Here is a 19,654-nt window from a genome sequence, read left to right as displayed (position 1 = left end):
CCGGCCATCCGCGGCATCGGCGCCTTCGCGGCCGCCCCCGAAGCCGCGCGCGTGCGTGCCCACGCGCCGCCATGGCAGCCGGTCGCCGCGATCTGGGCGGTCACCGCGCTGATCTACGGCGTGCAGGCCTCGCAGTGGGCGATCGCCGGCTTCGTCGGCGCGCGCGCCGGGCTCGCGCCCACCACCATCGGCGTGCTGCTGTCGGTATCGTCCCTGCTCGGCTTCGTCGGCGCCGCGATTCCCGCGCATCCCGCCAGCCGGCGGCATCGCCTGCTGCTGATCGGCGCCGCCCAGCTCGCGATGATCGGATCGATCGAGTGGTTCTTCGGCGCGACCGGCGGCAGCGCCTACTTCCTGAGCCAGCTGGTGCTCAACAGCGCGTTCTTCGTGATCGTGCCCTTCCTGACCGGCATGCTCTCCGACCTCGACCCCGACGGCTCGCTGGTAGCCCGCACGCTGGTGGTCACCTTCTTCGCGGCCGGCATCGGCACGGCGCTGTCAGGCGCGCTGCTCGATCGCCTCGGCGGCACGCGCCTCGCCCACGTGCTGTGCCTGGCGGTGCTGGCCGCCGTGCCCTGCGTGCGGCTCGCGCTGCGCCGCACGCTGCCCGGCAGCGTGGCGCGCGCCTCGCCCTGAACCAACCGATCGCTTCGCCGCGCGGCACCCTGGCCGCCGCGCACCACGAGATTGGCCGCCACGGCCTTGGTTCCGGAAAATTTGGCTTTCTACAGTCATTCCCGGCGGGGCGACATCGCCGGCCCCGGTTCGATGCGGAGTCCAGAATGAATCGTCATGAAGGCATTCGCGCGGCCTGTTGCGCGACGATGGTCCTGGCCTGCGCCGCGGCGCAGGCCCAAAGCGGCGTGACGCTCTACGGCGTGATCGACGCGGGCATCCGCTACGAGACGCACGGCGTGTCCTACGGCGCCGACGGCACGCCGGTCTCGACCGGCCGCAAGGTCTCGATGACCGACGGCGGCGGGCTGACGGAAAGCTACTGGGGCCTCAAGGGACAGGAGGACCTCGGCGGCGGGCTGTCCGCGCAGTTCAACGTGGAAAGCCATTTCGGCCCCAACAGCGGCAGCATCGTGCCGGCCGGCTCGCCGAACTTCTTCCAGATCGCCTATGTCGGGCTGACTTCCAGTTCGCTGGGCCAGCTCTCGCTGGGCCGCCAGTACAACGTGCCCTTCGAGATGGTGTCGCTGACCTACGGATCGAACCTGTGGGCGGGCCCGCAGGACCCCTACTTCAACCTGTTCAAGCCCGAGCAGACGATGCTCGCGGCCGCGCGCACCAGCAACATGATCCAGTACGGCGCGCAACTCGGCAGCCTGATCCTGCTCGCGCAGTACGCGCCGGGCGGCCAGGCGGGCAGCGGCGTGCTCGGCAGCCAGCTGGGCGGCGCCGTCGCCTACGTGCCGGCCAAGGGGCCCTTCACGCTCGGCGCCTCCTTCATGCGCTCCTGGGACGACTTCACGCACGGCAAGTTCGACGTCTACACCGGCGGCGGCACCTTGACGGTCGGCGACGCGACCGTCAACGCCGGCTACATCGTGAACGCGCGCGACAACGACTTCACCTCGTTCGGCAACGGCCCTTTCAGTCCGACCGATCTCGCCGGGCTCGGCATCATCTCGCCGGAGCAGGTGGTCGATCCGTCGGCGCCGGGCGGCTTCCGCCGCCGCAGGATGGCGCTGGCCGGGCTGGCCTACCGCCTCACCTCCACCTTCACCGCGGCGGCCAACATGTGGTGGACCACCCAGTCCGGCTATACGCCGGACTTCGACGGCCGGGCGCGGCAGTTCCAGTTGATCGCCGGCTACCGGCTGTCCAAGCGCAGCATGCTCTACGCGGAAGTCGACTATGCCGTCTATCGCGGCGGCCTGATCGGCGCGCAACTGGTGGGCGTGAACGGCCAGTCGCCGAGCACCAGCAGCAACCAGCTCGGCGCGACCGTCGGCCTGCGCCACTATTTCTGACGCCGGGCCGCCTGGATGTGGGCAATGGCGGCCGGGGCGACCCGGCCGGGCGGGACGAGTACAATCCATGGAAAAAAACAGGGAGCATCCATGGACGATACCGCCCGTTACACGACGGCGAATCTGCCGGTCCATCTGTTGCGGTGCCTCGCGGAGACAAGCAGGGAACTGGGCATCGATCCCACGCGGCTGTGCCTCGGGCTGGGCTTCGAGGTCGCGGATCTGTCGAACCCCTCGTGCCGGATTTCGCTGCGCCAGGCCAGCACGATGATCCGGCGCGCGATCGAGATGGCGCCGCGCCGGGCGCTCGGCATCGAGCTGGGGATGAGCGAGACGATCGCCTCGATCGGGCTGGTCGGCTACGCGATGCTCACCAGCCCGACGCTGAAGGATGCCATCACGGTCGGCCTTGAGCTGCAGCGCCACACCGGCCCGCTGATGCGCTTCGAGCTGGTCTCGGATGCGAGCACGCTGTCGATCCGCGCCACCAATGTGTTCCTCGAACCGGATATCGAGGCCTTCCTGGTCGAGGAAGCCTTCGCCAGCTTCATGAAGATCGGGCGCTCGCTCGCCGGCCCGGCGTTCCAGCCCAGCTGCATCGAACTCAGCTATCCGCCGCCCGCTTATGCCGGGCACTACGAGCAGGTATTCGCCTGCCCGATCCGCTTCGAGCGCGAGCAGAACCTGCTGTCCTGCGATGCCGCGCTCGGCGCGCTGCCGATCGCGACGCACGACCCGCTCGCGCATCGCCAGGTACTCGAATTCCTGCAGGGTGCCCTACCCCCCGAACCCGAAGGCAGCGAGTTCCTCGAATCGATCGAGCGGATCGTGCGGCGCGACTTGCGGCACGCGCCGACGCTCGCGGCGATCGCCTCGCAACTGTGCATGAGCGAGCGCACGCTGCGACGGCGCCTCGCCGACCAGGGCGTGTCGTATCAGGCGGTGATCGACACGATCCGCAGGAAGCGCGCCTGCACGCTGCTGAGCAACCCGCGCTTCTCGATCGAGGACGTGGCGCACGAGGTGGGCTTCAGCGACGCGCACAACTTCCGGCGCGCGTTCAAGCGCTGGACGGGGCATGGGCCGCGCGGCACGCCTTGAGGCCGGGCCAGCCCGATTGCGCGACTGCGGCGCTCATCGCTCGAAATACGAATCGTCGAGCAGCATGTCCTCGAAGAACGCGCCGAAGCGACGGTCCTTGTCGCGGATATGGATCTCGAGAACCCACAGCTCCTGCGAGGGACGAAATTCGATGCCGGACAAGGGCACGTTGACGATGGCCTTGTGCGGAAAATCGGCGATGCGATGCCCCGGCAAGTCGAAGTTCAGCTCCCAGCCACGCCGCTCTGTGCTGGCTTTCGCGAACTCGTAGAGCTGCCTGCCGGTCGCGCCGGTGCTCAGCCAATGGCGGCGCACTTCGTGGAAGATCGCCTTGACGTCCTCGGCGCAGCGCGCCATCTCCTGGTTCGAGCCGGTCACGAAGGTGTCGCCGCCGTCGCCCTCCCAGCGCTGCCAGCAAGGCCCGATGTCGACCAGGAAGATGTCGTCCTCGCCCAGCACGCGGTGCGGGTCGGCCGGCGCGCCGCCGATCTGCACGGTGTTTCGGCCGAAACGGACGTACACGTCGTGCCAGCCTCGCAGCAGCCCCATGTCGGCCAGGATGTCCTTGGCGGTCTCGATCGCCTCGGATTCGGCCATGCCCGGTTGCATGGCGGCGGCGATCGCCTCGACGGCGGCGCGTGTGTGCTCGCGCGCGATCAGCATCTGGGCGGCGTCGTAATGCGGGCCCACGGCCTCGAGCGGATTGTCGTGCGGGTTCATGAGCGATTCGTCTTGCATGGTCTTCCTGGTCAAAAGTCTTTCGGGGGTATGGTCAGCCGCAGGCCTTCGTGTTCGGCTCGCATGTCCAGTTGGCAGGAAAGCCGGTCGAACGGCCCGCTGGCGGCAAGCGCGCCGAGCAGGCGCTTCTCGGCTCTCGAGATCGCCGGCAGCCTCGGCAGGTCCGTCTCGTCGATCCTCACGCGGCAGGTGCCGCATGACTGGTTGCCGCCGCAGATGGCCTCCACGACGTGCTCGGCGGCGAGCGCCTGCATCAGCGACGCGCCGACCGGGCAGCGCAGGGATCGGCGCGTCCCGTCGGGCAGCGACACCGCAACCGTGATGCTCGCGTCCGGCGACGCGTCGATCACGGCGGCAGCCGCGGACGCCTCGAACGCATCGAAGAAGAACCTGTCCTCGGGCAGGCCGCAGCGCGATACCAGTCGCTCGCGCGCCATTCGCACCATGGCCGGCGCCCCGCACGCGAATACATACGCGTCGCCGAGCGAGGGATGGGCGGCGGCCGCCACGTCCTGGACGAAACCCGTCGCGCCCTCCCAATCCGGGCTCGTGGTGCGCATGACCGGCACGAAATGGAAATGGCGGTACTCGCGCTCGAGCGAGCGCAAGGCGTCGACCGCGTAGAGATCGCCGGGCCGGTCGCCGCCCCAGTACAACCAGACTTCGTTGCGCACGGCCGTCGCGAGGTGCCTCTCGAGCATCGCCTTGAGCGGCGCGATGCCGGTTCCGGTCGCCAGCAGGATCACTTTGGCATCCTGATCGGCCGGGACCCGCCAGATGCAATCGCCGTAGGGCCCGGACAGTTCAAGCGTGCTGCCGACCCGGATCTGCTCGCGCAGCATGCGCGAGAACCGCCCCTGCTCGTGCAGGCGGATGTGGAGTTCGATCCTGCCGTCAGCGCGGCAGGGCGAAGCCATCGAATAGGAACGATGCGCGTCCGTGCCCGGCAATGCGATGCTCAGATATTGCCCTTCCTGATAGCGCAAGGGCGTGTCCACCGGGGACAAACCCAGGATCACGACGGATCCGCCTCGATGTTCGAGGCTCTGTACCAGCGCCTGCATTGAGCCTCCCATGTGGTCATGCTTCCATGGGGGTGACTATACGAATCGTCGAGGACCAACTGAAGGACCACTTGAGGGCGCCGGAACTGGACCACTATGCCGCGAAGAACCGGCACGCTTCGGCCAGCCTCTCCTTGCCCTCGCGCGCCTATTGACCTTCAATACCACTTGAACGTTAAGGTCGAACCTCCATCAGGACCGACAAGCAGCGCAACTCGCACCAGGGACCACGCCGATGAACCAACAGCACAGCACGCCGGACTGGATGCTCTACGGAGCGAACGGTTATACGGGGGAAATGATCGCGCGCGAGGCGGCAAGACGCGGGCTCAGGCCGGTGCTGGCCGGCCGCAACCGCGACAAGGTCGAGTCACTGGCCCGGGAGCTGGGCCTGGAGGCGCGCGTGTTCGACCTCGATCGCCCCGGGGAGGTGGCGCGGCAGGTCGACGGCCAGACGCTGGTGATGCACTGCGCCGGCCCGTTTTCGGCGACCGCGGCGCCCATGATGGAGGCCTGCCTCGGAGCCGGGGCGCACTACCTCGATATTTCCGGCGAGATCGCCGTGTTCGAGCATGCCCGGTCGCTCGACGAACGCGCCCGGCAGGCGGGCATCACGATCTGCCCGGGCGTCGGCTTCGACGTGATTCCCACCGATTGCGTCGCGGCCGCGCTCAAGGCCGCCCTGCCGGATGCCACGCATCTCGCCCTCGGCTTCGATTCGAGTTCGAGCTTTTCGCCCGGCACCGCCAAGACCCTGGTCGAGGGCATGCCGCAAGGCGGCAAGGTCCGTCGCGACGGGCGCATCGTGACGGTGCCGCTCGCCCATGGCGTGCGCCGGATCGACTTCGGCAATGGCGAGAAGAACGCCATGACTATTCCGTGGGGCGACGTGTCCACGGCCTACGCCACCACGGGCATTCCCAATATCGAGGTGTTCATCCCCGCCTCGGCCGGCATGGTCCTCGGCGCCCGGCTCGGCAACCTGGTCCGGCCGCTGCTGGGCCTGCGCGCCGTGCAGGACCTGCTCAAGGCCCGCATCGGCAGGACCGTCACCGGCCCGGATGCGCGTCGGCGCGCCGGACAGGCCACCTATGTCTGGGGAGAGGTGCGCAATGCGCGAGGCGAGCGCAGGACGGCGCGCGTGCGTACCGACCATGTGTACAGCCTCACCGTCAACGGCGCGCTGGCCGTGGTCGACCATCTGATGCGCACTCGCCCGGCCGGCGGCGCCTACACGCCGTCCAGGCTGATCGGGGCCGGGCTGGTGAGCAGCCTGCCCGGCTCGGGGCCGCTGGAGATCGTATGAAACGCGCGTTCGTCTCGACCGACGACCGCATGCCGGCCTGAAGCGACCGACGTTTCGTACACTTGACTAACGAAGCCGGCCGCCAACGCGATCTCGCCGTCGCCAACCCACGACGGCAAGCGATACCCCCGAGATCACGGCAGCGAGCGACACGTAGTACGCAGGCGCGAGCACATCGCCGCTCGCGTGGATGAACACCTCCGCGATCGTCGGCGCGAAACCGCCGAACAGCGTCACGCCGAGGCTGTAGGCGATCGACAGCCCCGCCGATCGCACGCGCACGGGAAAGATCTCCGACATCAGGGCCGGCATCGGCCCCGAATACGCCGCCTTGAAGATGCCGGCCGCGGCCTGCAGCACGAGCAGCCAGCCCAGGGTGGGATGGCGCTGCAGCAGCGCGAACATCGGATAGGTGAGCGTGGCGAGCAGGATCGAGGTGGTCAGCATGATGCGCACGCGCCCGATGCGATCCGAGAGCGCGCCCATCACCGGCGAGAGCAGGAACTGCAGGCCGCCGTTGAGCACGACCACGCCGAACGAGGTCGCCGCCGCCATGTGGAGCTGCTTGACCGCGTACATCGGCATGTAGAGCTGCAGGATGTACACGCCGACCGTCGATTGCGCGACGATGCCGACCGCCAGCAGCAGGCTGCCCCATTGACGGCCGAGCCCCGGCGCCTTGCCTTGCGGCGCGGCCTGCATGGACTCGGCCCGCTGGTTGGCGAGGAATTCGGGCGTCTCGTCCAGGTGCGAGCGGATGTACCAGCCCACCGGCCCCAGCACCAGCCCGAAGCAGAACGGCAGGCGCCAGCCCCAGGACTGGAGCTGCTCGGGCGGCAGCCACCAGGCCAGCAGCGAACCGAAGGCCGCCGCCAGGATCGCCGCCGCGCCCTGGCTCGCGAACTGCCAGCTGGCGAAGTAGCCGCGCCGGTTCGGGCTGTGCTCGACCATCAGCGCGGTCGCGCTGCCGAACTCGCCGCCCACCGCGAAACCCTGCACCAGGCGGGCGAGCAGGATCAGCAGCGGCGCCGCGATGCCGATCGACGCATAGGGCGGCATGACCGCCATCGCCAGCGTGCCGGCCATCATCAGCGCGATGGCCAGCGTGAGCGCCGCCTTGCGCCCGTGGCGATCGCCGTAGATGCCCAGCACGATCGCGCCCAGCGGCCGCATCAGGAAGGAGATGCCGAAGGTGCCGACGGCCAGCAGGGTCGACAGCCATTCGTCGTGCACGGGGAAGAACACCTTCGCGATGATCGGCGCGAAGTAGCCGTAGACGAGAAAATCGAACCACTCGAGCGCGTTGCCGATCGACGAGGAGAATACGATGCGGCGCATCATGCCGCGGCTGAGCGCGACCTGCTCGGCCGATGTCCCGATATCCATGCCAGTCTTCCCCACTTTGCTTTGTTCTACTCATCGATGGCCGCGCGCCGCGAGCCGGGAACTCCGACTCGCGGCCAGGCGCCGGCCGACTAGAAACCCGCGGCGAGCCCGTCGCGTCGCGTATCGCTCGCGGCCACGTAGCCGCGTTCCGGATCCTCGCGATCGAGCTTCCAGATGAACTGGCCGGAGCCGAAGTCCATGTAGGGGTCGTCGATGCCCTTGATCTCGTGGCCGAGGCCCTGCAGGCCGCGTGCCGTCTGCGCGTCGAAGGTCGACTCGATGTCGAGCGTGAAATCGCGGTTGACCTTCCAGCGCGGCGCGTCGCAGGCGGCCTGCGGCTGCTGGCCGTAATCGAGCATGCGCACCACCGACTGCAGATGCCCTTGCGGTTGCATGTCGCCGCCCATCACGCCGAAGCTCATCACCGCCTCCTGGCGGCCGTTCACCTGTTGCGTGAGGAAGGCCGGGATGATGGTGTGGAACGGGCGCTTGCCGCCCGCCACCACGTTCGGCGAGGCCGGATCCATCGAGAAGCCGCAGCCGCGGTTCTGCAGGGCGATGCCGGTGCCGGGCACCACCACGCCCGAGCCGAAGCCCATGTAGTTCGACTGGATGAAGCTCACCATCATGCCGCGCTCGTCCACCGCGGACAGGTAGATCGTGCCGCCCGAGCGCGGCATGCCGAAGCCGAAGTGCGTGGCGCGCTTCGGGTCGATCAGCTTGGCGCGCTCCTTGAGGTAGGCGGCATCGAGCATCTGCTCGGGCGTGACCTCCATCGAGCGCGGATCGGCGACGTAGCGGTAGACATCGGCGAAGGCGAGCTTCATCGCCTCGATCTGCAGATGCTGCGATTCGAGGCTGTCGCGCGGCAACGCGCTCATGTCGAACTGCTCGAGGATGCCCAGCGCGATCAGCGCCGCGATGCCCTGCCCGTTCGGCGGGATCTCGTGGACCGTGTAGCCGCGATAGTCCTTGCCGATCGGCTCGACCCATTCCGGGCGATAGCCGCGCAGGTCGTCCAGCGTGAGCGCCGCGCCGCCCTCGCGCGCGAAGGCGGCGATGCGCTCGGCAATCTCGCCTTCGTAGTAGTCGCGCGGCCCTTTTTCCGCGAGCCGGCGCAGGGTGGCCGCGTGGCCCGGGAAACAGACACGCTCGCTGACTTCCGGCGCGCGCCCGCGCGGCATGAAGGTCTCGGCGAACCCCGGCTGCTTATGCAGTTCGGGAATCGCGGCCTGCCACTTGCGCGTGACGATGGTCGCCACGGCATGGCCGCGCTCGGCGATCTCGATGGCCGGCTCCATCAGGTCAGCGAACGGCAGCGAACCGAACTTCGCATGCAGCGCCTCCCAGCCGGCGATCACGCCGGGCACGGTCACCGTGTCCCAGCCGCGCTTGGGCTGCTTCGCCAGCCCGTTTTCCTCGCCATACTTGCGGCGGAAATAATCGACGCTCCAGGCCGCCGGCGCGGGGCCCGAGGCGTTCAGCCCATGCAGCTTCGCGCCGTCCCAGACCAGCGAGAAGCAGTCGCTGCCCAGGCCGTTGGAGACCGGCTCGACCACGGTGATGGCCGCGGCCGCCGCGATCGCCGCGTCGACCGCGTTGCCGCCCTTCCAGAGCATGCGCAGCCCCGCCTGCGCCGCCAGCGGGTGCGAGGTCGAGACGATGTTGCGGGCGAACACCGGCAGGCGCGGTGTCGGATAGGGGTTCTGCCAGTCGAAGCTCGTCATGGAAGTTCGGATCCCGATAATGAGGAAGGAGGCGGCACGCATGCCCACCTCGATACCTGGATTATCTTGAACGCGCGGGCAAAAAAATTTAATATTTTTTCTCGACACTTAAATTTAATTTACATGCTCACCTTACGCATGCTGCGCACCCTGCAGGCCGTGGCGCGCAGCGGTTCGTTCGCCACGGCGGCCGAGAAGACCGCGCTCACGCAAGCCGCCGTGAGCCTGCAGATGCGCGGGCTCGAGGAAGCGCTGGGCAAGTCGATCTTCGACCGCCGCGCGCGCCAGATCGCGCTCACGCGCGAAGGCCGGGAGATCTGCGCCAAGGTGGAGCACATACTCGCCCTGATCGACGAGCTGCCCGCCAGCACGGGCGACACCATGCGCGGCTCGGTCACCATCGGCGCGGTGGTATCGGTGATCGGCGGGCTGTCGCTGGCCATCGCGCACCTGAAAAACGATCATCCGGAACTGGAGGTGCGGCTGACCTCGGCACGCTCGAACGAGCTGGCGCACATGGTCGAGGATGGCGACGTGGACCTCGCCGTGGTGGTGGACAGCGCCGAGGGCGCGCTGCACGAGACGCTCGCCTGGACGCCGCTTTACGAGGAGCCGCTGATGCTGGTGACCAGCCGGGAGACGCCCGGCGACGACGCGCGCCGCATCCTGCGCGAGCGTGAATTCCTGCGCTTCGACCGGCGCGTGCCGACCGGCGTGGTGATCGACCGCGCGCTGGCCGAGCTCGGCATCGCGCCGCGCGAATACCTGGAGCTGAACTCGATCGAGACGATCGTCTCGCTGGTGCGCGGCAACGTGGGGGTGAGCGTGCTGCCGGTGCTGCGCGGCGGCGGATGGCGCAGCGACCCGAACCTGCGGCTGGTGCCGCTGCCGGGGCGAACCTTCATCCGCTCGGTGAGCATGGTCCAGCGCAAGGCGAACCGGCAGACCCTGCTCACACAGACGATCGCGGAGATGTTGCGCCGGTGAGCGGGCGGCGCAAGCCGCGTCGGCGGAGGAACCAACCTGCCGGCTAGCGCGTCCCGACGATCGAGGGCTCACCCTCGCCCGAGGTTCCGGCGGGAACGGCTGCCTCCAGGATGGCAGGCACCACGTCCTCCACGCGCTCGGCAAGGATCGGCTGCAACAGGTGCCCGCTATGGATGAAGCCGGCCTCGCGCAGGTGGTCGAGCAGGGCAAGCAGCGGATTCCAGAAACCCTTGGTGTTGACGAGCACGATCGGCTTGCGATGGCGGCCGAGCTGGCTCCAGGTCATGATCTCCACGATCTCCTCGACCGTTCCGATGCCGCCCGGCAGTGCCACGAACGCATCCGAGCGCTCGAACATCCGGTGCTTGCGCTCGTGCATGGTGTCGGTGATCGTCAGGTCCTCGAACATCGTCAGCGATGCCTGGTTTGCCTCGCGATCGATCAGGAAGCGCGGAATGACCGCGCCGACCTCCCCGCCGGCGTCGAGCGCGCCACGCGCCACCGCGCCCATCAGGCCGGTGGTTCCGCCGCCATAGACCAGCTTTAGCCTCGCCCGCGCCAATGCCCGCCCGAGCGCCTGGCTGGCCTCCATGAAGGCGGGATCGGCGCCGGGCGACGACCCGCAGTAGACACATACCGCTCGAACGCCCCTATCCTCGCCCCGCTGCGAATTGACTTCCTTGTCTGCCATGTTCCTTTCCGATCAGGATGGCGCGAGTCGCGGCGCGGCTTGACCGGATCGGGAGTCGATCGTGCAAGCGCCGCCGGGCAGCACGCCCATAAATACGCTACGATTCGTAGCGTTTCGGGCGGAGATTACGCTACGCATCGTAGCGATGTCAATCGAATGAATTGGGTGTGGATGGAGGCCCGCGGGCCCCGGCGACAAGGAGAATCGACAGGATGACGATGGAGAAAGGACGCGCGGGACGTACCAGGAGCAACGCGACAACGGCTTCGGTGCAGGCGGCGGCGCTGCAGCTGGCGCGCGAACTGGGCCCGAGCCGCGTCACGATCGACGGGATCGCGACGACCTCCGGCGTGGCCAAGACGACCATCTACCGGCGCTGGCCCAATGCCGCCGCGGTGATCATGGATGCCTTCCTCGCGGACATCCAGCCCCATATCGTCTACCCCCGGGGCTCGACGCCGCGCGAAACCTTCCGCAACGTGCTTCGCGATTTCGCGCGCGCGCTCGATCCCTCACGCCGCGAGTTGCTGCGTCACCTGATCGGCGCGGCGCAGTCGGACCCGGAGCTGGCGCGCGAATTCTGGGAGAAATGGATCGGGCCGCGACGCGAGGAAGGACGCAATGCCCTGAAGATGGCGGGCATGTCGACGCAGGAAGAGGCGGTCATGATCGACCTGCTGTTTGGTGCCTTCTACTATCGCTTGCTGATGCCCTATGCCGAGATCGACGATGCGTATATCGACCTGGTGGTGCGGATGGTGATTCCGGAAACGGCTTGATCGATCGGGCTCGGCCGCTCGGATGGGATTGCGGGGGCAATCCAGGCCGCGACGGATCGCAGGCAAGCGGCGCCGCTGCCTGCGCGCCTCGCGTGCCGGCAGCGGCGGCTCCGATCACCAGCGATGATGGACGTGCGGCGCGATCAACTGATCGTAGATCCGCCGCGCCTGTTCCATGCTGTCCTCGGGCAGCGGGGCCAGCGCGCTCGCCTCGGCATTGCCCTTCGCCTGCGCAGCGTTCTTCGCCCCGGGGATGACGACCGACACGGCCCGCTCCATCAGGATCCAGCGCAGGGCGAACTGCGCCATCGTCGCGCCTTGCGGCACATGGGGGCGCAGCGCCTCGACGGCTTCCAGGGCAACCTCGTAAGGCACGCCGGAGAAGGTTTCGCCCACGTCGAAGGCTTCGCCGTGACGGTTGAAATTGCGGTGATCGTCGGCCGCGAAACTCGACTGCGCCGTGAATTTGCCGGTCAGCATGCCGCTGGCCAGCGGCACGCGCACGATCATCGCGACATCGCGCGCGATCGCCTCGCGGAACAGCAACTGCGCCGGCCGCTGCCGGAACAGGTTGTAGATGAGCTGGACCGACACCAGGTTCGGATACTCGATCGCCTTCAAGGCCTCCTCGACGCGTTCGACCGACACGCCGTAATGGCGCAGCTTGCCGGCCGCGACGAGTTCGTCGAGCGCCTCGAACAGTTCGGGGCGGAAATAGGCGTCCGTCGGCGGGCAATGCAGTTGCAGCAGATCGAGCGTATCGACGCCGAGATTCTCGCGGCTGCGATCGATGAAGGCTTCGAGATTGGCCTTCGTATAGCCTTCCAGCACATGCGGATCGAGCCGGCGCCCCGCCTTGGTCGCCACGATCGGACGCTGGCCCCCGCGCTCCTTCAATACCTCGCGAATGATCCGCTCCGAGCGGCCGTCGCCATAGACGTCGGCCGTATCGATGAAATCGACCCCGGCGTCGAGCGCCGCGTGCAGCGCCTGGCGCGCATCCGCGTCAGAGACGTCGCCCCATGCGCCGCCGATCGCCCAGGCACCGAAACCCACTTCCGAAACGTCCCAGCCGGTGCGGCCGAAACGGCGATGAGAAACCTGCATGACAACTCCGATAGGAATGAACGACGGGGGGACGAGGTCGGGACGACCGCGCGGATTTTGCTTCGGGATTCTGACACGCCGACTCATGAGTTGCGCTCAACGGCGCGAGTGATGCCGGCGGCTTGCGCGAGGCATGGAGGTTCGATCACGGATCGCGGCGCGATGGAACGTGTTCGCCAATTGCCCTACTTCTTCGCCTGCATCGCCGCCAAGCCTGCGCCGAGTCTCTAGAGTAGGAGTCGCCATATCAGAATGACTTTTGACTTTCACGTACACGACTCATGTCTTCTCATTTCCCCAAGTCGAATCCGGTCTACAACCCCTATACCAGCCATCCATCGCACGATCCGCAATCCGCCACGCAGCATGCGTCGCCGTCGGTCTCGGGCGAACCGTCCGCGCGGCCGAACCCCTATGGTGCCCTGCCACCGTCCATGCGCTCGCAGCGCAGCAGCACGTCCTCGAGACCTCCGCGGCACGCGCCTCCCGCCCATCATTCCCAAACCGGCATCAATCATTACCCGCCGCAGTCACAGACCACGCCGGCTGTCCGGTCGCGCTCCTGGATCAGCCGCCTGTGCTGCTTGTCCGATCCCGCCCACGATACGACTCCGCCGCAACAGGCTCAGCGGCCCGACCTGTCGAATATCCAGCACATCGGCAGGGAACTGGCCCAGCAACGCACCCGCGATGCCTTGCTGCCCTTCCTCGGCAATCGCTACAACATGGGCCAGGTGGCGGACTCGGTAGGACAGGAGATCGGCGAGGGTGTGTGCTACGGGCTGAGCATGGAGTGGCTCGCCAATCGTCGATCAGGCGCCGCCGGGCAGAACGCCGACAGCCTGGCCGCGCTGCGCTCCCCGGCGGCCCTGGGGAGGGCCCAGAACGTGCAAAACAACTACGTCAGCTATCAGCAGAGCATCCAGTCGGTATCGCACGATCCCTCGGTGAGAACCGACATGGCGATCACGGAGATCTTCCGCCAACAAGGCGTCCAGGTCAGCCGCGCGACGGACCTGTTCAACGGCGAATCGATGCATGCCCTGACTCGCGCACCGGGAGACTATGTCGTCGGCCTCATCGGCTTCGGCACGGGCCATGCCATCACGGTCCACCGACCGGCGCGCAACGAGCGCGACCAGCGGCTCACCGTGTTCGACTCCAACATGGGCGAGTTCAAGGTATCGCGCCGCGACGAGGAGTATTTCTTCGACGCGATGCAGGCTCGCTACAACGTCATCGGCGAGAGGTTTACACACGCCTCGGCCTATTCGATTCCGTGAGCGTCGGCGCGGCCTGCCCGGTGATTTTCGGACCAGTTGAAACTTGGGAGAATGGCTTCCAACGGAGTAAGGAAGTCATGATGCTGCCGGCCGCACAGCTTTCGATCCGATGACGTTCGCTGTACGATACGTCGAACGCGTAGTTTCCAATACTGCTTTCGGCAAGCGAGGTTACGCACTCCATTATCAATACGGTGCGATTTTCGTGGTTCATCCTTTTCGCGAAATCGAAGATCGGCAGCGTTTTGTTGCCGATCTTCAAGCCGATGCCGTACAACCTCCGCGCCGTTTGAAATACCTCGAAATTCTGCTGCCTCATTTATGAAAAACAGGAGTGGAGATCGAGTTCGATTATTTCAAAGTTCATCCCACGACAACACGTCGGGTCGCTTTTTTGTGGAAAAGAACTGCCTTGCTGCTTCGATTGCTTCGTCCCTGGAAACAACGCAGCTCTTTGCCAGCTTAACTTCACCGCCGAGCTTGTTTTCATAGAATGTCTCGACTGCATCTTCCTGGGATTTTCCTTGTGAAACAAAATTTTCGCCCGCATCCATGTAATACACGACGGCAATCTCGTCTTTCAAAAAAATATTAAGCTGAGGAAAACCATCGTCCTCGAACGTCAGTGTGAAGTTGTTGGCATTGAATGCCGGCTTTCTATCGAGAAACTCGATCAGCTCGTCAAGACTTGCAACGTCATTTTCGCCATCGAAATCGTCTGCGTACATATCAACATCCTCCTTTGACAGGGGACTTCGGAGACTTGCTGTTCCCTGTAAATGTTCTCGTTTCGCCCGTCGCGCCCCGCTTGACCGGAATCGAGCCCTCGGGCGGAACGACGGTAAGTTTGGAATTTTCAGGCAAAAGCGTTTCGGTCATATTGACGCAGAATCCGCAAGTACCCTCAGGGTTGTTGTGGAAAACCAGTCCGTCTGAAATTCCGTTATCCCTCATGAACAGTGCGGACTGGCCTTCCACGTGCCCGGCATTGGCATAATTTGGATAAGGGGTCGGCCCTCCAGAAGAGAATGTCCTCGATTCGAGCCCGCCCGCGTCGTTTACATAGTAGAAGGTCCCAACAGTCTGCCCATTGTAGGCGGGAAGTTGAGGAGCAGAAATTTGATAGGAACCGAGCGTATAGCTGCCGGCCAGCCCCCACCAGTCGGTCCACGCGATTGAGTTGGGTGCATATTGGTAAAGATTCAGCCCCCCCATCAACCCGATTGGATCCTGATTGATAAACCGGCCGACATCCGGATCGTAGAAACGAAACGTGTTGTAGTGCAGCTCGGTACTGTCATCGGCATATTGTCCGGCGTAGCGGAGCGGCTGATCGATCCGGGCGGGGGCATGCTGGTTCGGCACCACCTTGCCCCAGGCCGAGTATTGGCCGGCCCAAACAATGTCGCCGGCCTCGTTCGTCGCTTCTTGCGGTGCGCCCGACACATCGGTATGAAAGTGATAGATCCGCGTCGCCTGTCTGGCCTTGTCGATCGCGGCGTTTGCGAGCGCTTCGGCGTTCACCGCATCGACCCGCGCCGCAGGCGTGTAAGGCGCATCCGGGCTGTACACGTAGCTGCTCACGCCGGTGTCGCGCACCTCCTGCGCGAGCCGCAGCCCTTCCCATACGAACCGCTTCGTTTCCTCGCGCAGCGTTACGCCGCGCACGTCGAGTGTCCTATCGGTCTTGGCGATGCGCCGCCCGAGCGGATCGTAGGCGAAACGCGTCTCCACCACCCCGCGCGCGCCCTGCGTGCGCACGGCCACGAGCCGATCCTGCCCATCGTACGTGAACTGCTGGCGCTGATTCGCGCCGCGCAGCTTGGTCGCGAGATTGCCGAACGCGTCGTAGTCGAAGCGCAGGTTCTGCCACATGCGCAGCCGGTTGCCCTCGACATAGCCGCGGCTGCTGCGTTGCGCATCGTCGAGCAGGTTGCCGGCGGCGTCCCAGGCGAACGATTCGAGCTGCCGGTCGGCGGTGTTGACGCGCTGCGTCAGATAGCCGGCCGGATCGTAGCTGAACTGCGTGCTGCCGCGCAGGCTGTCGTTACTCTCGGCCAGTTCGCCGGCGGCGTCGTAGCCGTAGTTGCGCCACAGCTGGCCCTGCCCACGCGCAAGCGCGTCGGGCTGGAAGCCGGCTGATTGCCAGATCTTGCGGCCCAGCAGGTCGTAGGCGGTCCGCTCGGTCAGGGGCCCCTGCGTGCGCGTCAACTCGCGATGCAGGTCGTCGCGCTCGAAATCGCTGACGACCTGGTCGCCGTGGCGAATCTGGTGCACGTGCCCCGAGCCGTAGCGCAGCATCTGTAGCGTCTGTTCGTGCGGCAAGGCGAGCTTCAACACGTTGTCGAGCGCGTCGAGCGTGTACTGGACGCTGCCGTTCGCGCCGTGTTCGGCGCTCAGCCGCCCGGCCTTGTCGTATTCGAAGGTCAGCGTGTCGGGCGCGATGCCGAGCGCCAGTCCGGCCGCGGTCGGCACGCTCGCGACTTCGAGCAGGCGGCCGCCGGTGTCGCGCTCGTAGCGCGTCACCTCGGTAGGCGTGTGCTGCACGCACAGGTTGCCCATCCGGTCGCGCTCGAAGCGGATCGCGCGAACCGGGCGATCGTTTGGAGCGCGATCATCGGCCGTTCCGACGATCTCGAGCGCCGCCAGATCGCCGGCCTCGCCGTATTCGAAGCGGCGCAGCACGCCGTCGGGCCGCGTTTCGCTGACAAGCCGCCCGCCCGCGCTGTACGCGAACGCGTAGCGCGCGTGGGCCTGTTGCAGCTCGCGCAGCCGCCCTTCGGTGTCGTAGTGGTAGCGGGTTCGCCGCCCGGCCGGATCGACCGCCTCGACGAGTTGCCCGCGCGCATTGCGCTGCAACGTCTGCATCCGGCCGCCCAGCCCGATGTGCCGGATCATCAGCCCGGCGGCATCGTATTCGTAGCTTTCGGAACTGCCGTCGGGATAGGTGACGCGGCGCGCCTCGCCGGTCGGGCGCAGGTCGAACGACAAGCGGTGCCCGAGCGCGTTCTCGCGCGCGAGCGGCAGGCCGAATGCGTCGAAGACATTGCGCGTGGTCTTGCCCGAGCAATCGGTGTAGGCCACCAGCTCGCCGAGCCGGTTCCACTCGAACGTCTTGCGCCCGCCCAGCGCATCGACATGCGCGATCGGCAGCGCGCTCAGCGCCTTCGGATATTCGTAGCGATTCTCTCGGTCGAGCGGATCGCGGGTGGCGAGCAGCCGGCCCTGTCGGTCGTATTCGGCGTGCCAGGCGCTGCCGTCGGGCAAGATGATCTCGACGGGCCGCATGCTGTTGCCGTCGTAGCGCGTTTTCGTGGTGCGGCCGAGCGGATCGGTTTCGGCAACGATGCGGCCGGCGTCGTCGTATTCGAACATCACGGTTCGTTCGCCGGGCAGCGCCAGCATCACGGGCATGCCGGCATCGTTGTACTTGAGCCCGTAGCGACGGCCGTCGAAATCGAGGTACTCGACGATCTGGAATTGCGCGTCGTAGCGCCATTGCGCGTGGCGACCGTCGGCATGCCGCACATGGGTGCGGCGGCCTTCGATGTCGTACTCGAACGCCCAGGCCTCGCCCTCGCTGGTATGGGTGGCGACCACCCGCGGCGTGCCGTCGATGGCCTTCCACGTATAGCCCGAGGTGAAACCGAGCGCGTTCGAATGGCTCGTCATGCGCCCGTCGGCATAGGTGAAGCGGCGCACCACCGCGCCGTTCGCGTCGGTCACGCAGGCCATCTGGCCGCTTTCGTCGTAGCCGTAGGCCACGACGAGGCGGCGCTGATCGCCGCTGACGAGCGACACCTCGGCGAGCCGCTCGTGCTCCGGCTCGTAATCGAGCACGGCCAGCAAGCCGCCGCAGGTCTGGATTTCGCGCACGCGGCCACGGCTGTCGCGCTCGAACTGGCACCACTGGCCGGCTTGATCCTCGATCCGGCGCACCCAGCCGATGCGGCCCGAGCCCGGCTCGTAGCGGCCGAAATCGTAATAGGTTTCGCCGACGTCGTGCAGGATGTAGCGGCCATCCGGCGTGCAGGTCAGATAGCGCTGATCGGCCTCGCTGAACGCGGCCTGGCCCGGTTTCAGGATCGGGAAGCCGCTCTCGCGCCCCTGCGCGTCGGTGTACCAGAGCCGCCCGTCACGCCCGTGCAGGCGCAGCTCCCACGGCAGCACCCAGCCGCGCCCGAGCGTGCCGACGTAATCGAGGTCGCTCGAATAGAAGCGCCGGATCGCCACCGGCATCGGGCTGGGCACGACGTAATCGGTTTCCGATTCGGCCGGCAGGATCTTGCGCCCGGTGGTGACGTCCACCGGGTTGCCGAACATCCCGCCGATCGCGCTGTTGATGGCCGGGCCGATCACGTAGCGGCTCGCCGCCTCGCCGAGCACGTAGCCGCCGATGAACTTCGCCGCGCACGGCATCACCGCGCGCGATAGCCCGCCCGCTTCCTTGAGCAGGCCACCGAGCCCGCCCACCAGCCCGGCCAGCGCGAACGCCCAGTCGGTGGCGGTGCGCAGCCACGGCGGCACTTCGTCGTCGATCGGCAGGCAGGTCTGGGTGCCGCCGTGGAAATAGGTGTCGTGCGAGCCGTCCGAGATAGTCGCGCCGCAGGTGATCTTGTCGTCCTTGCGGGCGGCCGGCTTGCCGTTGATGAAGATGTTGGTGGAGCCTTGCGCGACGAGCGGCACCGGGTTGTGCTTGCTGCACGCCACGCTGCTGAGCGTGGCGTAGGCGGCCTGCTTGCCGTTCACGTAGACGTTCGGCGAGCCGAGCGTGATCGCGCCGGATTGCGAACTGAACATCTTCCCGATCGATTCCCCTAACGACAACAGCACCTGCGCGCCGATGCCGGCGGCCATGCCCGCGAGCAGCGCCACGCCGAAGCCGCAGGTGAACGTGGCGAACGCCACGGCGGCAATCAGGGCGATACCGAGCACGGCGCCCACCAGGAAGCCGGCCAGCGCGCTGGTGTGCTCGATCGGATCGGTGACGCGGGCCGCTTCGTACACGATACGTCTCCTTTGCGCGGGTCAGGCCTGGTTCGGCGCCGGTTCCGGCGCATCCGGCCGATAGCTGTCGAGCCAGTCGCGCCAGAGTGCGTTGTAGGTGTCGCCGAAGCTCCTCGCGCTCGACGCCGTGAAGATCAGCACGCGCCCCGGCGCGACGACAAACGCCGCTTGCCGCTGGAACACGGTTTTCGCGCCGTTGCGGTAGGCGGTGTCGATCCGTTCGCCGGCAATGCCGCCGTCTTCCGCGCCGAGCCGCTCGGCCGCGCGCGCGATCAGGCGATAGCCCTGCAGCCGCGATTTGAGCAACGCGCTCTGGCGATCGATGTAGACGGCGAGCGCTTCGCCGTCCTTCAACCAGTCGCGCGCGACGCTGAGGTTCGGCTGCGCGGCCAGGTCGGCCGGCACGAAGAGATTGGTAGTCCGATCCTCGAAACCCGTCGGCAGCGTGATGCTGCCTTCGTGGATGCGGATACGGCTGTCGGAATCCGTCATGCAAACT

Annotated in this window: 17 protein-coding genes and 1 pseudogene; 9 read left to right on the top strand and 9 right to left on the bottom strand. The window is 66.8% G+C overall.

The genetic code is table 11. From position 1 onward, the window contains the following. From F3J18_RS16470 to F3J18_RS16460, 3 genes and pseudogenes are all read left to right on the top strand, one after another. Positions 1-636: pseudogene (locus tag F3J18_RS16470) on the top strand (MFS transporter); the annotation flags it as partial. A gap of 146 nt (positions 637-782) precedes the next feature. Continuing rightward, positions 783-1,979 carry a porin gene (locus F3J18_RS16465; RefSeq protein ID WP_166913360.1) on the top strand — a complete coding sequence of 399 codons (1,197 nt, stop codon included), beginning with the start codon at positions 783-785 and terminating at the stop codon, positions 1,977-1,979. A 90-nt stretch (positions 1,980-2,069) separates the two neighbouring features. Continuing rightward, a complete protein-coding gene (locus F3J18_RS16460; protein WP_025099284.1) occupies positions 2,070-3,080 on the top strand; it encodes an AraC family transcriptional regulator in 1,011 nt (336 codons plus the stop codon). A gap of 33 nt (positions 3,081-3,113) precedes the next feature. On the opposite strand, the gene F3J18_RS16455 is transcribed toward F3J18_RS16460, so the two are convergent. Both F3J18_RS16455 and F3J18_RS16450 read right to left on the bottom strand, forming a co-directional pair. Beyond that, positions 3,114-3,800, bottom strand: coding sequence for a M24 family metallopeptidase (locus F3J18_RS16455; protein ID WP_025099283.1), 687 nt, complete (start codon positions 3,798-3,800; stop codon positions 3,114-3,116). 29 nt (positions 3,801-3,829) lie between these two features. Then, on the bottom strand, positions 3,830-4,882 hold the full coding sequence (locus F3J18_RS16450) for an FAD-binding oxidoreductase (protein ID WP_166913359.1): 1,053 nt from the start codon (positions 4,880-4,882) through the stop codon (positions 3,830-3,832). A 32-nt stretch (positions 4,883-4,914) separates the two neighbouring features. On the opposite strand from F3J18_RS16450, the gene F3J18_RS38540 reads away from it, so the two are divergent. Beyond that, on the top strand, positions 4,915-5,037 hold the full coding sequence (locus F3J18_RS38540) for a hypothetical protein (RefSeq protein ID WP_275691126.1): 123 nt from the start codon (positions 4,915-4,917) through the stop codon (positions 5,035-5,037). Positions 5,038-5,117: 80 nt separating this feature from the next. Then, complete coding sequence (locus F3J18_RS16445) at positions 5,118-6,188, top strand: saccharopine dehydrogenase NADP-binding domain-containing protein (RefSeq protein WP_126242516.1); 1,071 nt, start codon at positions 5,118-5,120, stop codon at positions 6,186-6,188. A 66-nt stretch (positions 6,189-6,254) separates the two neighbouring features. On the opposite strand, the gene F3J18_RS16440 is transcribed toward F3J18_RS16445, so the two are convergent. After that, positions 6,255-7,574 (bottom strand): MFS transporter, encoded by a 1,320-nt coding sequence (locus tag F3J18_RS16440; protein ID WP_025099280.1) that lies wholly within the window; start codon positions 7,572-7,574, stop codon positions 6,255-6,257. 89 nt (positions 7,575-7,663) lie between these two features. Next, on the bottom strand, positions 7,664-9,301 hold the full coding sequence (locus tag F3J18_RS16435; RefSeq protein ID WP_166913358.1) for a gamma-glutamyltransferase family protein: 1,638 nt from the start codon (positions 9,299-9,301) through the stop codon (positions 7,664-7,666). A 123-nt stretch (positions 9,302-9,424) separates the two neighbouring features. Between F3J18_RS16435 and F3J18_RS16430 the strand changes: the two genes are divergently transcribed. Then, positions 9,425-10,288, top strand: a complete 864-nt coding sequence (locus F3J18_RS16430) for a LysR substrate-binding domain-containing protein (RefSeq protein ID WP_166913357.1) — start codon at positions 9,425-9,427, stop codon at positions 10,286-10,288. A gap of 43 nt (positions 10,289-10,331) precedes the next feature. Here the strand turns inward: F3J18_RS16430 and F3J18_RS16425 are convergent, their stop codons facing one another. Further along, positions 10,332-10,979: a TIGR00730 family Rossman fold protein gene (locus F3J18_RS16425; RefSeq protein WP_166913356.1), complete on the bottom strand. Its 648-nt coding sequence runs from the start codon at positions 10,977-10,979 to the stop codon at positions 10,332-10,334. A gap of 212 nt (positions 10,980-11,191) precedes the next feature. On the opposite strand from F3J18_RS16425, the gene F3J18_RS16420 reads away from it, so the two are divergent. Further along, complete coding sequence (locus F3J18_RS16420; RefSeq protein ID WP_166913355.1) at positions 11,192-11,758, top strand: TetR/AcrR family transcriptional regulator; 567 nt, start codon at positions 11,192-11,194, stop codon at positions 11,756-11,758. Between the two features lie 114 nt (positions 11,759-11,872). Here the strand turns inward: F3J18_RS16420 and F3J18_RS16415 are convergent, their stop codons facing one another. Further along, positions 11,873-12,865, bottom strand: coding sequence for an aldo/keto reductase (locus tag F3J18_RS16415; protein ID WP_166913354.1), 993 nt, complete (start codon positions 12,863-12,865; stop codon positions 11,873-11,875). Between the two features lie 281 nt (positions 12,866-13,146). Here F3J18_RS16415 and F3J18_RS16410 point away from each other — a divergent pair, with 281 nt between their 5' ends. After that, positions 13,147-14,148, top strand: coding sequence for a YopT-type cysteine protease domain-containing protein (locus F3J18_RS16410; RefSeq protein WP_166913353.1), 1,002 nt, complete (start codon positions 13,147-13,149; stop codon positions 14,146-14,148). 109 nt (positions 14,149-14,257) lie between these two features. Then, the gene (locus F3J18_RS16405) at positions 14,258-14,473 is read left to right on the top strand and encodes a hypothetical protein (protein WP_166913352.1); all 216 of its coding nucleotides are present in this window, start codon (positions 14,258-14,260) and stop codon (positions 14,471-14,473) included. Between the two features lie 31 nt (positions 14,474-14,504). On the opposite strand, the gene F3J18_RS16400 is transcribed toward F3J18_RS16405, so the two are convergent. Genes F3J18_RS16400 through F3J18_RS16390 form a run of 3 tightly spaced genes read right to left on the bottom strand, consistent with a single transcriptional unit; the run spans position 14,505 to position 19,647 of the window. Beyond that, positions 14,505-14,876: an Imm1 family immunity protein gene (locus tag F3J18_RS16400; protein ID WP_166913351.1), complete on the bottom strand. Its 372-nt coding sequence runs from the start codon at positions 14,874-14,876 to the stop codon at positions 14,505-14,507. Position 14,877: 1 nt separating this feature from the next. Further along, positions 14,878-19,155 carry a DddA-like double-stranded DNA deaminase toxin gene (locus F3J18_RS16395; RefSeq protein ID WP_166913350.1) on the bottom strand — a complete coding sequence of 1,426 codons (4,278 nt, stop codon included), beginning with the start codon at positions 19,153-19,155 and terminating at the stop codon, positions 14,878-14,880. Positions 19,156-19,176: 21 nt separating this feature from the next. After that, complete coding sequence (locus F3J18_RS16390) at positions 19,177-19,647, bottom strand: DUF1795 domain-containing protein (RefSeq protein ID WP_166913349.1); 471 nt, start codon at positions 19,645-19,647, stop codon at positions 19,177-19,179. Positions 19,648-19,654 lie beyond the last annotated feature (7 nt).

Source organism: Burkholderia sp. Ax-1720 (assembly GCF_011753035.1).
Taxonomy (GTDB): Bacteria; Pseudomonadota; Gammaproteobacteria; order Burkholderiales; family Burkholderiaceae; genus Burkholderia; species Burkholderia gladioli.
Note: the sequence above shows the minus strand (reverse complement) of the source record. Positions and strands in the feature narration are given on the sequence as shown.

What these genes read in the sequence shown, in the direction of transcription:
- F3J18_RS16465 (WP_166913360.1), top strand. Translation starts at nt 783, where the DNA reads ATGAATCGTCATGAAGGCATTCGCGCGGCCTGTTGCGCGACGATGGTC.
- F3J18_RS16460 (WP_025099284.1), top strand. Translation starts at nt 2,070, where the DNA reads ATGGACGATACCGCCCGTTACACGACGGCGAATCTGCCGGTCCATCTG.
- F3J18_RS16455 (WP_025099283.1), bottom strand. Translation starts at nt 3,800, where the DNA reads ATGAACCCGCACGACAATCCGCTCGAGGCCGTGGGCCCGCATTACGAC.
- F3J18_RS16450 (WP_166913359.1), bottom strand. Translation starts at nt 4,882, where the DNA reads ATGCAGGCGCTGGTACAGAGCCTCGAACATCGAGGCGGATCCGTCGTG.
- F3J18_RS16445 (WP_126242516.1), top strand. Translation starts at nt 5,118, where the DNA reads ATGAACCAACAGCACAGCACGCCGGACTGGATGCTCTACGGAGCGAAC.
- F3J18_RS16440 (WP_025099280.1), bottom strand. Translation starts at nt 7,574, where the DNA reads ATGGATATCGGGACATCGGCCGAGCAGGTCGCGCTCAGCCGCGGCATG.
- F3J18_RS16435 (WP_166913358.1), bottom strand. Translation starts at nt 9,301, where the DNA reads ATGACGAGCTTCGACTGGCAGAACCCCTATCCGACACCGCGCCTGCCG.
- F3J18_RS16430 (WP_166913357.1), top strand. Translation starts at nt 9,425, where the DNA reads ATGCTCACCTTACGCATGCTGCGCACCCTGCAGGCCGTGGCGCGCAGC.
- F3J18_RS16425 (WP_166913356.1), bottom strand. Translation starts at nt 10,979, where the DNA reads ATGGCAGACAAGGAAGTCAATTCGCAGCGGGGCGAGGATAGGGGCGTT.
- F3J18_RS16420 (WP_166913355.1), top strand. Translation starts at nt 11,192, where the DNA reads ATGACGATGGAGAAAGGACGCGCGGGACGTACCAGGAGCAACGCGACA.
- F3J18_RS16415 (WP_166913354.1), bottom strand. Translation starts at nt 12,865, where the DNA reads ATGCAGGTTTCTCATCGCCGTTTCGGCCGCACCGGCTGGGACGTTTCG.
- F3J18_RS16410 (WP_166913353.1), top strand. Translation starts at nt 13,147, where the DNA reads ATGTCTTCTCATTTCCCCAAGTCGAATCCGGTCTACAACCCCTATACC.
- F3J18_RS16405 (WP_166913352.1), top strand. Translation starts at nt 14,258, where the DNA reads ATGACGTTCGCTGTACGATACGTCGAACGCGTAGTTTCCAATACTGCT.
- F3J18_RS16400 (WP_166913351.1), bottom strand. Translation starts at nt 14,876, where the DNA reads ATGTACGCAGACGATTTCGATGGCGAAAATGACGTTGCAAGTCTTGAC.
- F3J18_RS16390 (WP_166913349.1), bottom strand. Translation starts at nt 19,647, where the DNA reads ATGACGGATTCCGACAGCCGTATCCGCATCCACGAAGGCAGCATCACG.